The sequence below is a fragment of the Actinomycetota bacterium genome (assembly GCA_009923495.1).
Classification (GTDB): Bacteria; Actinomycetota; Actinomycetes; order S36-B12; family UBA5976; genus UBA5976.
This window is the reverse complement of the sequence record RFTJ01000005.1, coordinates 1-14351: the sequence shown is the minus strand read 5'-3', so window position 1 is coordinate 14351 and position 14351 is coordinate 1. Positions and strand designations below refer to the sequence as shown.

Sequence of the window (14351 nt, the reverse complement as noted above, 5' to 3'; positions counted from 1 at the left end):
TACCTAATGAATGATGTAGCGCAACTGAACAGATCTTCTGATTGGCGGTTAATTCGTGCTGGCGTAGTTGGCTTTGGCTTAGCAGGATTTGCTGCCGCTGATGCACTTCTGCAATTAGATGCCAATGTTGTAGTCATTGAAGGATCGGGCCGAGAAAAGTTTGCGGATAAGGCGCAACTTCTAGAAATCCTCGGTGCCACCTTTCAATTCGAGGACGACAAAACATTGCCTGACAGGCTGGACGTCTTAATTGTCTCACCTGGTGTCTCGCCAAATTCAGACATTATCCAAGCGGCTAAAGCTAAAAACCTGCCCATTTGGGGTGAACTTGAACTCGCCTGGCGCTTACGCGATTTGGAAAACCCTGCTCCCTGGTTGGCAATCACTGGAACTAATGGGAAGACAACGACAACGCGAATGTTGGAATCAATTCTGGCCGAGAAATTTGGTGCTGAATTTGTAGTGGCAGCCGGAAATATCGGAGTCCCGATGTGCGAGGTCGTCATGAACCCGACTCCGTTTGCGGCCATCGCTGTTGAAGTTGGCGCGCCGCAACTACCTTTCGTCGAATCAATGTCTCCCGTAGCATCAGTTTGTCTCAATCTGGCAGAAGATCACATCGATTTCTTTGGCAGTTTTGCGGCCTACCGCGACGCCAAGTCTCGGGTTTACAACAAGACCCAAGTGGCTGCAATTTACAATGAGCAGGACATTGAAACTGAACGCATGGTTGAGCAAGCAGACGTCATCGAAGGTTGCCGGGCGATCGCTTTCACCTTGAGTATTCCGCATAAATCAATGGTCGGTTTAGTAGATGAAATTCTTGCTGACCGCGCATTTCTGGCCGAGCGGGAAAGTACCGCAATTCCGATTATGGATCTCGGTGAATTGCCCAGCATTGCGCCACATAATGTGCAAAATGCATTAGCTGCCATAGCGCTGGCTAGATCAATTGACATTGAGCCAGCCATTATCAAGGCCGGTTTAATGAAATGGCAACCAGAGCCACACCGAATCACACAAATAGCAAGAGTGCACGATGTTGATTATGTGGACGATTCAAAAGCAACAAACACTCATGCCGCATTTACTTCCATTCGGGCATTCGAGTCTGTCATTTGGATTGCCGGTGGGCTAGCCAAGGGTCAGGATTTCGCAGAACTGGTCGAAAAATCTGCAAGCCGGCTTCGTGGGGTAGTGCTTCTCGGCGAAGATCAGGAATTAATTGCTACCGCACTTGCCCTACATGCTCCGACAGTCCCAGTTCGTCGTGTGCACAGTACCGAAGTTTCAGCAATGAAGATTGTGGTGCAGCAGGCAGCTGAATTGGCAAGTGCGGGCGACACCGTTTTACTCGCACCGGGATGTGCGTCTTGGGACATGTTCCGTGATTACGCACATCGAGGCGATGCTTTCGCTCAAGCCGTTCGAGAGTTAGGAATGCTATGACCACCACCCAAGATGTTCTTAAACAGAATGAGTCCCAAACGGTATGGCAGAGATTAGAACATCCACATGCTCTGTACAAACTCATTTATGGGTGCACCGTAGTGCTTTTGATTTCTGGACTGGTGATGGTGGCATCTGCCTCGAGCATCTTTGCCTACAACACTTACAACGGGAATCAATGGGCGCTTTTTGAAAGACAATTCGTTTTTGCCATTATTGGTTTCTTTTTCATGGTGATTTTAATTCGATGTGACACTAAATTTCTTAAACGCATATCGGCCCTTTACTTAGCAGGCGTAGTTGTACTTCTTGTTGCAGTCTTACTCATCGGAACCTCGGTTAATGGTCAAAAAAACTGGATTGAATTCGGATCGTTTATCAGATTTCAACCTTCTGAATTTGCAAAGCTTGGCATTGTTCTGTACGGTGCGACGATCTTTGCCAAACGAGAAAACGAACTTCACATCAAGAAGAGATTGCTCAGCCCTTACGGCATAGCCTGTTTAACGGTGATTTTTTTAGTCGGAATGGAAAAGGATGTAGGCACAGCAATGATCTTGATGCCGATTATGGCATCGGCTCTCTACTTTGTTGGAGCGCCCAAACGCTGGTTTGCCTACATTGGCGCTGCCTGTCTGGGATTGATTTTGCTAGCTACAGTTGTGGCCCCGTACCGAGTTGCTCGCTTCACTTCATGGCTCAATCCTTATGCCGATCAGCAGGGTACGGGATATCAGTTGATTCATGGCCAACGAGCTTTGGGCTCTGGCGGTTTACTTGGCGCTGGACTAGGTGGTTCGAAGGAAAAGTGGGGGACACTTCCAGAGGCGCATACCGATTTCATCTATGCAGTGATTGGTGAAGAGGCCGGATTGTTTGGGACAGTGACCATTCTGGGTCTCTTCGCTGCAATTATTTTGGCTGCCTTGCGGATTGCTCGGTTGAGCGATGACCTTTTTACTCGATTAGTTACGCTTGGCATCGTGACTTGGATTGCCACTCAAGCCTTTGTCAACATTGGTGCAGTGTTAGGAATTATGCCTATCACTGGAGTTCCGCTGCCATTAGTTAGTTACGGAGGCTCTTCATTGATTCCAACCTTGGCTGCACTCGGCATTTTATTGTCTTTTGCCAGAACGCAAGCCAGAGCCTCGGAACAGCCCGTATGAAAGTAGTTGTGGCTGGTGGCGGAACTGCTGGACACATAGAACCAGCATTAAACGTGGCCGATGCTATCCGACAAAGACATCCGCAGGCCCAGATTGTTGCACTTGGAACAGTTCGCGGTTTGGAAACATCTTTGGTGCCAAGTCGGGGTTACCAACTAGAACTAATTGAAGCTGTGCCCCTTCCGCGAAAACCCGATGCATCGCTATTTGCATTACCAAGGAAACTGAGAACAGCTATTAAACAATGTCGGCAAGTTTTGGCCGGGGCAGATGCCCTGATCGGATTTGGTGGATATGTGGCTCTTCCTGCTTACTTAGCAGCTCGGGGCAGAGTTCCAATCATTGTTCATGAGGCAAATGCTCGGGCTGGACTAGCTAATCGAGTCGGCGCAAAGTTTGCGACGGCAGTAGTGGAGACAGTTGCTGGCTCACTGCCAGGTGCTCGGCGAATTGGTATCCCACTAAGGGCAAATTTAGCTAATTTTGATCGGACACATTTGCGTGAGCAGGCGCGTGCACATTTCAATCTCACTGCGCAAACGCCAGTACTTCTAGTTTTTGGCGGCTCGCAAGGTGCGGTTAAGTTAAATACTGTGTTGCAGACTTGCCAAGACCAGGGACTTTTGACCAATGTGCAAGTGATCCACGCAGTAGGCGTAAAAAATCCGCTACCTGAGGCAGATTCCCAGACCTACCACGCACTCGCGTACATCGACCGGATGGACCTGGCTTACGCTGCCGCCGATTTTGTTATCGCCCGCTCTGGGGCAATGACAGTCGCTGAACTTTCAACAGTAGGCCTACCTGCTTGTTATGTGCCTTTACCGATTGGCAACGGTGAACAGCGGTTGAATGCTCAGCCGGTAGTAGCTGCCGGTGGAGCGCTCTGTATTTCAGATGCCGACTTCACTGCTGAATATGTAGCACGAGAAATTCTTCCGATACTGCAACACCCGGATCAATTAGCGCTAATGGCAAAAAAAACGGCTGAACTTGGGAATCCAGATGCCAGTGCGCAAATTGCTGATTTAGTTGATCAGGTAATTGCAGGTTCCCGATGAGCGTTTTAGCAGGTCGAGTTCACATAGTTGGCGTTGGCGGAGCTGGTATGAGTGGGATTGCCCGAGTACTCCTTGCGCGCGGAGTGAGCGTTAGTGGAAGCGATGCAAAGGAATCTCGCCGGTTGACTTCATTAATTCCACTAGGCGCGCAGGTTTATGTTGGTCATAGCGTCGAAGCAATGCTACAAAGTGGCAAACCAGATGTATTGGTAATTTCTACCGCAATCGGACAGAACAACCTAGAAGTTAAAGCTGCCCATGATTTAGGTATTCCAGTAGTGAATCGAGCAACCGCCCTAGCTGAACTGGTCAGTGGTTCAATCGGCATCAGTGTTGCTGGAACTCATGGCAAAACGACAACCACTTCAATGCTGACGGTAATTCTGCAGAATGCCGGCAAAGATCCATCATTTGTCATCGGCTCTGAAATGAATGAATCTGGTAGCAACGCACATCAAGGCACTGGCGATTTGTTTGTGGTCGAGGCAGATGAGAGCGACGGTACTTTTCTTACTCTGCCGACAACTGCAGCCATCGTCACCAATGTTGAACCCGACCACCTGAATTACTGGAAGACTTTTGAAGCTCTTGAACAAGCATTCGTAGACTTCGTTGTCAGTACCGCAAAGTACGAAGGATTTGCAGTTGTCTGTGGTGATGACCTAGGCGCGCGCAAAGTGGGTGAACTTGCAAGTTCAAGAGGGGCTCGAGTTATCACCTATGGCGTGAATGCCGAAAATGACGCAAAGGTTGCGATTTTGCCAAGCGAAACTGCAGGTGCAGTTTTCACTATTACTTATCAAGGACAGGTGTATGGTCCAATCCAACTTGCAGTACCCGGAGAGCACAATGCGTTAAATGCCTCGGCTGCTTTCTTGACAGCTCTAGAGTTGGGTTGTTCGGCTGAACTAGCAAAAACTGGACTATCAGAATTTACTGGAACACACAGACGGTTTGAGTTTCGTGGCGAAGTTGCTGGCGTACGTGTTTTTGATGATTACGCGCATCATCCCACTGAAATCAACGCAGTTCTGAAAGCTGCTCGGGTAGTTGCAAATGGCGCGCGAGTGCTGGTCGCTTTTCAAGCGCACCATTTCTACCGCACCGCACTTTTCTCAAAAGAATTTGGTCAAGCTCTGGGCCTTGCCGATTTTGTTGTAGTCCTAGAAGTATTTGCCCCAGGCGAAACTCCGATTCCAGGCGCATCAGGCAGCGTGATGGCAAGCAATGTGCCGCTAGAGGACGATGCAGTGGTGTTTGAACCTTCTTGGTCTGCCGTTCCGAGCCACTTAGTGAACAATGCCCGAAACGGAGACCTCATCATTACCTTAGGAGCTGGCGACATTGGCATGATGTGTCCACAGATCTTGGACTTATTGAGTAGGCGAGAACAATGAGCGGGACAACAATACGACAGGGACAAGTGGTTCGAAAACGCCGGTCAAGGCTACCTTGGTTGTTGTGGCTAGTTGGCATTCTGTTAATCGTTATCTGGTGGGCCCTATACCAGTCTCGCTGGTTCCTGATTGAAGACATCAAAGTTCAGGGTGTAAAACGCCTAAATCAAGCTCGGGTAATTCAACTCGCCGATGTACAAATAGGCCAGCCATTGATATCGGCTAATCCTGGCAAGATCTCCCGTCGACTTGAGAAAATCACGCAGATAAAGAGCGTTCAGGTGGAGCGGGGTTGGCCACACTCCGTTTTACTGAAAGTGACTGAGCGTTCACCAGTTGCCGTTTCAGTAGCCAAATCAGGGTTCAACTTGATTGACGATGAAGGAATGTTGGCTGGCACAACTGCTAAAAAACCGAAACGAATGCGGATTATTTTCGCAAAGCCAAACTCGGCTGCGATGAAGTCGGCAGTGCAGATTGCCCTAGCCATTCCACAAACTTGGAAGGTCAGCAAAATCACCGCTGAATATCCAAATAGCGTTGTGGCTACGCTGACATCTGGCGAGACGATTATTTTTGGATCAGGGGAGCAGGCCCGATTGAAAGTTCGGGTTGCCCGATCTTTATTGTTAAATAAATTCACCCACATAAATGTGAGCACCCCAACTAATCCAACGTTGCGCAAATAACCATTCATTCCGACACGCCGACTAGATAAATACCCAGTTTTAAAGCCTCGCCCGCTAACTTCTACTTGTTACAGGTTGACATAACTATAACGCTCTTGTAGAGGTTCATAGTTTGTCCGCAACACCAAGGAGGCAAAATGCCGGCACCACAGAATTATTTGGCCGTTATCAAAGTAGTTGGCATCGGCGGCGGCGGCGTCAATGCTGTTAATCGCATGATTGAGTACGGACTCAAAGGTGTTGAATTTGTCGCAATCAATACCGACGCGCAACATCTGCTAATGAGTGATGCTGATGTGAAACTCGATATTGGTCGTGATCTCACTCGTGGACTTGGTGCTGGCGCAGATCCTGAAGTCGGTCGACAAGCCGCTGAAGATCACCGACAGGACATTGAAGATGTGCTCAAAGGTGCAGACATGGTTTTCGTCGCTGCTGGGGAAGGTGGCGGAACGGGAACCGGTGGCGCACCAATTGTCGCAGAAATTGCGCGCAGTTCTGGAGCACTCACTATTGGCGTGGTAACACGTCCATTTGGATTTGAAGGCAAAACTCGTGCCGAGCGGGCTAGCGTCGGCATTGAGGCTTTGCGAAGTGAAGTCGATACGCTCATCGTCATTCCAAATGATCGACTACTTGAAGTTTCAGATAGCACCATCAGCGCAGTTGATGCCTGGCGTCATGCTGACTCGGTGCTATTTCAAGGTGTCAGCGGAATTACGGATGTAATTACCACCCCAGGCTTAATCAACTTGGATTATGCGGATGTGCGCAGCATCATGAAGGACGCAGGCTCTGCATTGATGGGCGTTGGAGAAGCGCGTGGACCGGAACGAGCTATCGAAGCTGCTCGCCTGGCCATTGCTAGCCCACTTTTGGAGGCAAGTATTGAGGGCGCGCGCGGTGTACTAATTGCGGTATCTGGCGCAAGCGACCTTGGTCTTTTCGAAATCAATGAAGCTGCTCGCATGATCCAAAATGCCGTTCATCCAGATGCCCAGATCATCTTCGGCACTGCCATCGATGACACCCTAGGTGACATGGTGAAGGTAACTGTGATTGCCGCCGGCTTTGATGGCGGCGAGCCACCTTCTTACAAGGGCTCATCACCTTACTCTCGAAAAGTTTTGGCCGAGACTCCGCTTGCCGCAGCAGCTGCCCACGCGGTAGCAAAAGAAGGTGAAACGCCAGTTATTCCAGTTGCCTCTGAATTGCAGCCAACTGAAGTGGATGTGCAAAGGGATACTTTTGATGCACTCTTCGGCGATCCAGAATCAGCTGAGCAAGAAGTTGTTGCTGAGGCTGAAGACGACGGTTTGTCAGTTCCTGATTTCTTGCGGTGATTCCACACCTTTTCGCAAGTCGAACCTACGGTTCAATTTCAGTACTAGTCACCAACACCTTTGGTGGCCAAAGCATTGCTCCATATGGCCAGTTCAATCTTGCGGATTACGTTGGCGACGACAGTCGTTCGGTAGCAGCGAACCAGCAACAGTTGAGGTCATTGTTGGAAGCAAAACAGTTAAAGATCTTGTCCGCCACACACGGGAACCAAGTCCAGGTTGTTACCGATGAATCTAAAGTGCTACCGGGCGATGGCTTGGTAACCAACTGCGCCGATGTTGGCTTAGTGGCACTAGCAGCCGACTGCGTCCCCTTGGCGCTCTTGGACGAACATTCTGGAGTCATTGCTGTTGGTCATTGTGGCTGGCAAGGGCTTGTTAACAAGTTGCCAATGTCATTAATTCTCGAATTTGAACGACAAGGCGGCCGAGCTGATACTTCAGTGGCAGTTATTGGTCCGGCGATCTGTGCTTCTTGCTATGAGGTACCTGCGCAACGCGTTGACGCAGTGGAAAGAGTTTGTCCGGCGGCAGTTCGAGATCAAAGACATCTGGCAATTGCAGCTGGAGTACGAGCGGAACTCCAATCATTTGGCTTTTCAATAGACGAGATTGCGGCCTGCACATTTGAATCCAACGAACTCTATTCATTCCGTAGAAATCGAGTTACTGGACGGCATGCACTTGCTGCTGTCCGCCACGGAGGCGACAATTAGTTGTGACTGACCGTTTAACAGAATTGGCCACAAACTGGTCTGAGGTAACTGGGCAGGTACTGGCCACGTGCCAACAACTTGGCCGGGACTTCTCCGAGGTGCAGATAATTGCAGTCACAAAAACTTGGCCGGCTAGCGATGTTGACCTGCTCGCAGAGGTCGGCGTTCAAAACATTGGGGAAAATCGCGATCAAGAAGCCGCTACCAAGAAACTTGAGGTATCGGCGAGGGACTTGACTTGGCATGCAATTGGCCAGATTCAGACGAATAAGGTCAAAAGTATTGCGCAATGGGCCAATGTGGTCCACAGCGTCGACCGTCCCGAACTCGTTTCGGCTTTTGCCAAAGTGTTTGGTAACCAGAACACTGAGCTCGGGGTGTTCATCCAAGTGAATCTGGACCCGCAAACAAATGATATTCGCGGGGGATTGCGTCAACAGGAAGTTATGGCGTTGGCTGAGCAGGTTCTTGAGGTGCCAAACTTAAATCTGCTTGGCGTTATGGCGGTAGCGCCATTGAATGAGGACCCCGAACCGGCTTTTGCTAAGTTGGCCGACATCTCAGAAGACCTTGTTACGCAAATACCGACTGCCAAATTCATCTCCGCGGGAATGAGTGCAGACTATGAAATCGCCCTGAAATATGGCGCGACACACCTACGGTTAGGCTCGGCAATACTCGGTCATCGTTGATTTTGCAGGTAACTTCGTAGGGAGAACTTTCCCCGATAGGAGTTGGCAATTATGGCAAGTGCATTGCGCAAAGTTGCAGAGTATTTAGGCCTAGTTGATGGCGATGGCTATGTAGCTGAAGAGACTTATCAGCAGGTAGATCACCAAACACAGGCGGATCGACCTAACCTGCAGGCAGTAACCGAACAGAATGCTCCAGTGATAACCGCTTCGCTACCCCCAATTGACCCTTACCGGATCGTCAGCATTCAGCCAACTACCTTCAACGATGCTCGTCGCATTGGCGAAGAATTCCGTTCAGGATCTCCAGTGATTCTTAACCTGAGTGAACTCGAGCACGCAGACGCAATTCGATTAGTCGACTTCTCTGCAGGCCTAGTTCATGGCCTACAGGGAACGATTGAAAAAGTTGCCAAGGAAGTGTTCTTGCTATCACCTGCAAACATCGATGTTTCAATGGCGGCACGGGCTCAACTACGCGACGAGCCGTTCTTTAATCAGCGCTAAGGACAGACAATGTCCGCAGTTGCCGGCCCAGTTTCGTTTGCCCTGGGCATCTACTGGTACATCCTGGTGGCTCGGCTGATCTTTGAGTGGATTCCAGCTTTTTCTCCTTCTTGGCGCCCGCGTGGGCCACTTTTGGTACTCGCTACCGCGGTTTATTCGCTGACAGATCCACCAGTGCGTCTGGTTCGCAAGATTGTTCCAACGGTGCGGATTGGGTCGGTAAGTCTCGACATCACCTTCATAATTTTGCTACTCGGAATCAACTTCCTGCAATGGATTTTGGGTAGTCGCTAATTTTGCCCAAGGCAAAACGGGTTCACCTAGCGCTGGCCAGCTGTCTAACTTGAGTGCAGTTTCACATTCTGAGCAGATATCTCTACGCTAGTGTCCAGCAGTTTGGTAGAGTGTCTGCTCTGACCGCAGTACGAAATGAAAGGGTCCGACTATGGCGCTGACTCCCGAAGAAATTCACAACAAAACCTTCAATGTCTCAACATTCAAAAAGGGCTACGACTTAGACGAGGTTGATGATTTCTTAGATGAAATCGAAATTACGGTTTCAGCGTTAGTTCGAGAAGTAGCTGACTTACAGTCAGCAACTCGTGGCGAAATTCCGGCATCAATCACAGCCAAGATTGATGAGTTAACTTCAGAGAATGAAACGCTCAGCGCTAGTCTTGCCAGCGCACAAGCAGAAGTAGAAACTTTACGCGCTCAAAATGCACAACTTGCAGTTGCAAGCAGCGAAGGTGATGCTGCTGTCTCAGAAGAACTGAACAATCAGCTAGCTGCTACCGCACAAGAGCTAGCAAATGTGCAGCAGGCACTCGCTGCTCTCGAAGCAGAGAAGCAGTCCTTAGAGAATGAGAAGTCCGAGTTACTTTCTCAGGTCGAGAAGTTAACTGCCCACAACGAGGAACTTTCTCAGGGCACCGCAGTTGCGAACATTTCCGGTAACGATGCAAGTACAGCCGCCGTTCGCCTTCTTGAGATTGCCCAGCGCACCGCTGACGAGACTATTGCGAGCGCTCGGGTGGAAAGCGATCAAGTTCTTGGTGCCGCATCATCAGAAGCCGAGCGTCTTCTGGCGGAGACCACGAGCAACATCGCCAACATCACTCGCGAATTTGAGGAAAAGCAACTCAGCTTCGATCGCAAGATTGAAGAGCTACGGGCTTATGAGCGCGAATATCGTGGTCGTCTGCGCAGTTACCTGGAAGGCCAGTTGCGCGAGCTTGAGGCTAAGCGTCTCGACATTGAACTCGAATCAGGTCCTGATCAGTCCCACGAAGGTTAAGCTTTCGTCAGGGTAAACGAAACCCCTAATTCATCATCTTGCAGGGTGGCACCACTGGTGTCACCCTGTTTCCATGTGGTAGCCAACACTTCCGCAGCAATCTTGTCGCCATAACTAGTGAGGGCTTGAAGTGAATTGCGCGAATTAGCGTTCCAGGTAACTTGAATGCGATCTGAAATGTCAAAGCCAGCCGACTTCCGGGCATCTTGAATCATTCGCGTAATGTCCCGCGCAATTCCTTGCGCAATTAGGTCGTCGGTTAACGCTAGGTCAAGAGCCAAAGATTCACCATCGGCTGAAGCAACTGTCCAGCCTTCACGAGGAGCTTCCGTAATTACGACATCGTCGAGGGAAATTTGCTGTTCTTGCCCACCGATTAAGATGACTGCACTGTCTGATCGAAGCGCTGCGACAAATTCGGCAGGAGGCTGTTCAGAAATTGCTTTGGCGACCTCAGGAGTTTGCTTTCCGAATCGCGCGCCTAGCGATTTAAAGTTTGCCTTTACGGTCACTTCGACTAACTCGCTAGATTCACCGAGTTCTTCGAGTGCGAGGACATTTACTTCATCACGAATTTGCTCTTGTAGGCTCTCCGGAATGTCAGACCAGCCGGTGGCTGCAACTAATGCTCGTTGCAAAGGCTGACGAGTTTTAACGCCTGAAGTCGCTCGAGCCGCCCGCCCTAATTCAACAATGCGGCGAGTAAGCGCAACCTGATCTCGTAGGTCATCATCAATCTGAGCACCCTGCCAATCGGGCCAAAGAGTCAAATGGACTGATGTTTCGTCATTGGTCACAAAGAGATCTTGCCAAACTCGCTCAGTGATAAATGGAGTGAACGGCGCCATCACTTGTGTCACAATCTTTAGACAGCGATGAAGAGTACTAAGCGCTGCAAAGTCGCCATCCCAGAATCTCCGTCGAGATCTGCGGACGTACCAATTGGATAAGTCATCTACATACTCGGCGATTAATCGACCAGCTTTTTGCGTATCAAAATGTTCGAGCGAATTATCGACATCGCGCGCTAGTCGGTAGGCCTCACTGATAGCCCATTTATCAAGGTCGGATTGGTTTGAAAAATCTAACTGCGTGCCATCCCAGTTACTGCTTCGTGCATAGAGACTCTGAAACGCTACGGTGTTCCAGTAGGTCAGTAACGTTTTTCTCACAACTTCAGCAATCGTGGTATGGCCAACTCGACGGGCTTGCCAGGGTGAACCACTTACGGCCATGAACCAGCGCAACGCGTCCGCACCATGCTCATCCATCAATGGAATTGGCTCAAGGACATTGCCAAGATGCTTGCTCATTTTGCGGCCATCTTCATCAAGAATGTGACCGAGACACAAGACATTCTGGTATGCCGACTGATCAAAAACCAAGGTACCGATTGCCATCAATGTGTAAAACCAACCACGAGTCTGGTCAATTGCTTCGCAAATGAAATCGGCGGGGTAAGCGACTTCAAAAATATCGGCATTCGTTTTCGGGTAACCGTATTGGGCAAAAGGCATGGCTCCAGAGTCAAACCAGCAATCAATCACTTCAGGAACCCGATTGGCGGGCAATCCGCACTCGGGACAAGGGAAGGTAATCTCATCGACAAACGGGCGATGCGGGTCTACCGCTAAGGCTTGGTCGCCTGCGAGCTTGGCTAATTCCGTCCGGCCGCCAACGCAGGTTAGATGTGATTCATCGCAGCGCCAGATTGGCAGTGGCGTTCCCCAATAGCGGTTTCGGGATAACGCCCAATCGACATTGTTGTTTAACCAGTCACCGAAACGACCATTCTTGATGGTCTCAGGGAACCAGTTAGTCTTTTCGTTCGCTTCGAGTAACTGATCTTTGATCGCGGTGGTCTTGATGTACCAAGATGGTTGTGCGTAATAAATCAACGCGGTGTGACAACGCCAACAATGCGGATAAGAATGTTCGTAAGGTAGGTGGCGGTACAACTTGCCTGAAGTCTGCAATATTTCTACCAGTTTTAAGTCAGCTGTTTTGAAAAAGACTCCGCCAACCTCCGGTATCTGTAGATTGAATTCACCGTTTGGTTCTACAGGATTAACTACGGGCAATCCATAGCGTCGACAAATCTGCATGTCCTCAGCACCGAATGCCGGGGATTGGTGGACAATTCCAGTTCCATCCTCGGTCGTCACATAATCCGCAACTAAAACACTATGGATAGGTGCATCTGTCTCAGGAAATTCCACCCAATCGAACGGCCGCTCATAGGTGGTTCCCTCAAGATCTGCTCCGAGGACAGTGTCCAAAACGATGGAATCCTCACCGAGCACGGATTCGCGCAATTGCTGAGCAACAATAAAAACTTCACCATTACTGGTGCGAGATATTTCGTAGCTGACCTTTGGATTTACTGCTGCGGCAGTATTCGAAACTAATGTCCATGGTGTCGTTGTCCAAACAAGCAGCGAGATGCCGGGAAATCTCTCAAGCAACGGACCAGATGTGATCGGAAATTTGACGTAGACAGAGGCATCTGTCACATCTTCGTATCCTTGTGCAAGTTCATGGTCGGACAGTCCTGTGCCACATCGTGGACAATAGGGCGAAACTCGGTGATCTTGAACAAGTAAGCCCTTCTCAAAAATTCTCTTTAAACTCCACCAAACACTGTCCACATAATCGGCATCCATAGTCCAGTACGCCTGGTTCATGTCTACCCAATAGCCCATGCGTTCAGTCATGGCTTCGAATTCGTCGACGTGTGTTAGCACTGATTCGCGACAGCGAGCATTAAATTCAGCTATCCCATACTTTTCAATGTCTTGCTTGCCGGAGAAGCCAAGTTCCTTCTCAACTGCTAGTTCGACAGGGAGCCCGTGGCAATCCCAGCCTGCCTTTCGTGGAACGTGATAACCCTTCATTGTCCGAAATCTGGGAAATACATCTTTGAAAACCCGTGCTTCAACATGATGAGTTCCGGGCTTGCCATTTGCGGTTGGGGGACCTTCGTAAAAAACCCAAGTCGGTCCGCCTGCACTTTTGGCAAGTGACTTTGCAAAAATTTGCTCCTGCTGCCAAAACGCAAGAATTTCGCGTTCCATCGCTGGAAGGTCGATTTTGGCTGGGACTTCGCGATAGGTCATTTAGTGGCCAGCTCCAAGTTGTGGGTAATTTTTAATGCTTAACTCAAGTAAGATTACTCAACAATCTGCCCGATTAGCCAACGTGCCCTCGCCAATCCGCTAAGGATTACAGCGGGCAATAGCCATTGGGGTTAGCGCTCAAAGTTGCAATTTCACCCCAATTTCAGCGGGAAAATTGGAATTTTGTCTAATTTTCGCGTAACGTGCTCCAAAAAGTTCGCAGAATGTCGGTAGAGTCAGGCAATTGGAAGTAACTAAAGGATAAGGATTATGGCGAGTAACTCGGCAAAGAAGGCACCGGCAAAGAAGGTTGCCAAAAAGGCAGCTCCAGTAAAGAAAGCTACGCCAGCAAAGAAGGCGACTCCAGTAAAGAAAGCTGCACCAACAAAGAAAGCAGCCAAGAAAGCAACCCCAGTAAAGAAGGCAGCCAAGAAAGCTGCACCAACAAAGAAAGCAACCCCAGTAAAGAAGGCAGCCAAGAAAGCAGCACCAACAAAGAAGGCAGCCAAGAAAGCAACCCCAGTAAAGAAGGCAGCTCCTGCCAAGAGAGCAGCTCCCGTAACTAAAGCGCCGACGATCAAGAAAGAAGCGAAAGCGACAAAAGCTACTGCAGTTAAGTCGGCTTCTGAACCTAAGGCGAAATCGGTTAAAGAAGTTGCAGCGCCTATAAGCGACCGCAAAGCAGGGGTGTCTTCAACGGGTTCGGGACGCTCAATTATTCTGATTGCGAGAAGTATCTTGGTTGTCTTATTCAATTTGCATTTCAATATCGTTAAATTGTCTGATCAAGAGGCTTCGTTGGAGACCAATATAAGCCCCTAGTTAGTTCGATTGTGTTGTTTATTAACCCAGAAGGCAGACTAGAAGAACAACTTCAGCATCAGGAGATCAAAATGAAAACAGCAGTGATTGTCG

The 14351-nt window shown here is 49.4% G+C and carries 12 protein-coding genes and 1 pseudogene; 12 read left to right on the top strand and 1 reads right to left on the bottom strand.

From position 1 onward, the window contains the following. Positions 1 to 6: 6 nt before the first annotated feature. The 11 genes from EBS36_03220 (at position 7) to EBS36_03170 (ending at position 10320) form a co-directional block, all read left to right on the top strand. Positions 7 to 1449 carry a UDP-N-acetylmuramoyl-L-alanine--D-glutamate ligase gene (locus EBS36_03220; GenBank protein ID NBU32165.1) on the top strand — a complete coding sequence of 481 codons (1443 nt, stop codon included), beginning with the start codon at positions 7 to 9 and terminating at the stop codon, positions 1447 to 1449. After that, the gene (gene ftsW, locus EBS36_03215) at positions 1446 to 2618 is read left to right on the top strand and encodes a putative lipid II flippase FtsW (GenBank protein ID NBU32164.1); all 1173 of its coding nucleotides are present in this window, start codon (positions 1446 to 1448) and stop codon (positions 2616 to 2618) included. Before EBS36_03220 ends, ftsW begins: the two co-directional genes overlap by 4 nt. After that, entirely contained in the window at positions 2615 to 3679 is a 1065-nt protein-coding gene (murG, locus tag EBS36_03210; protein NBU32163.1) for an undecaprenyldiphospho-muramoylpentapeptide beta-N-acetylglucosaminyltransferase, read from the top strand. Before ftsW ends, murG begins: the two co-directional genes overlap by 4 nt. After that, the gene (locus EBS36_03205; GenBank protein ID NBU32162.1) at positions 3676 to 5076 is read left to right on the top strand and encodes a UDP-N-acetylmuramate--L-alanine ligase; all 1401 of its coding nucleotides are present in this window, start codon (positions 3676 to 3678) and stop codon (positions 5074 to 5076) included. The genes murG and EBS36_03205 overlap by 4 nt, the downstream gene beginning before the upstream one ends. Further along, positions 5073 to 5765: an FtsQ-type POTRA domain-containing protein gene (locus EBS36_03200; GenBank protein NBU32161.1), complete on the top strand. Its 693-nt coding sequence runs from the start codon at positions 5073 to 5075 to the stop codon at positions 5763 to 5765. Before EBS36_03205 ends, EBS36_03200 begins: the two co-directional genes overlap by 4 nt. Positions 5766 to 5902: 137 nt before the next feature. After that, positions 5903 to 7108, top strand: a complete 1206-nt coding sequence (ftsZ, locus tag EBS36_03195) for a cell division protein FtsZ (GenBank protein NBU32160.1) — start codon at positions 5903 to 5905, stop codon at positions 7106 to 7108. Continuing rightward, positions 7105 to 7824: a laccase domain-containing protein gene (locus EBS36_03190; protein NBU32159.1), complete on the top strand. Its 720-nt coding sequence runs from the start codon at positions 7105 to 7107 to the stop codon at positions 7822 to 7824. Before ftsZ ends, EBS36_03190 begins: the two co-directional genes overlap by 4 nt. 2 nt (positions 7825 to 7826) lie before the next feature. Next, complete coding sequence (locus tag EBS36_03185; protein ID NBU32158.1) at positions 7827 to 8516, top strand: YggS family pyridoxal phosphate-dependent enzyme; 690 nt, start codon at positions 7827 to 7829, stop codon at positions 8514 to 8516. Between the two features lie 51 nt (positions 8517 to 8567). After that, positions 8568 to 9023 (top strand): cell division protein SepF, encoded by a 456-nt coding sequence (locus EBS36_03180; protein NBU32157.1) that lies wholly within the window; start codon positions 8568 to 8570, stop codon positions 9021 to 9023. A gap of 9 nt (positions 9024 to 9032) precedes the next feature. Then, positions 9033 to 9317 (top strand): YggT family protein, encoded by a 285-nt coding sequence (locus EBS36_03175; GenBank protein ID NBU32156.1) that lies wholly within the window; start codon positions 9033 to 9035, stop codon positions 9315 to 9317. 151 nt (positions 9318 to 9468) lie between these two features. Next, positions 9469 to 10320 (top strand): DivIVA domain-containing protein, encoded by an 852-nt coding sequence (locus EBS36_03170; protein NBU32155.1) that lies wholly within the window; start codon positions 9469 to 9471, stop codon positions 10318 to 10320. Here the strand turns inward: EBS36_03170 and EBS36_03165 are convergent. Continuing rightward, positions 10317 to 13436 (bottom strand): isoleucine--tRNA ligase, encoded by a 3120-nt coding sequence (locus tag EBS36_03165; GenBank protein ID NBU32154.1) that lies wholly within the window; start codon positions 13434 to 13436, stop codon positions 10317 to 10319. The two genes, EBS36_03170 and EBS36_03165, sit on opposite strands and share 4 nt — an antisense overlap. A 270-nt stretch (positions 13437 to 13706) precedes the next feature. Between EBS36_03165 and EBS36_03160 the strand changes: the two are divergent. Next, positions 13707 to 13985 (top strand): annotated as a pseudogene (locus EBS36_03160) (DNA-binding protein). Positions 13986 to 14351 lie beyond the last annotated feature (366 nt).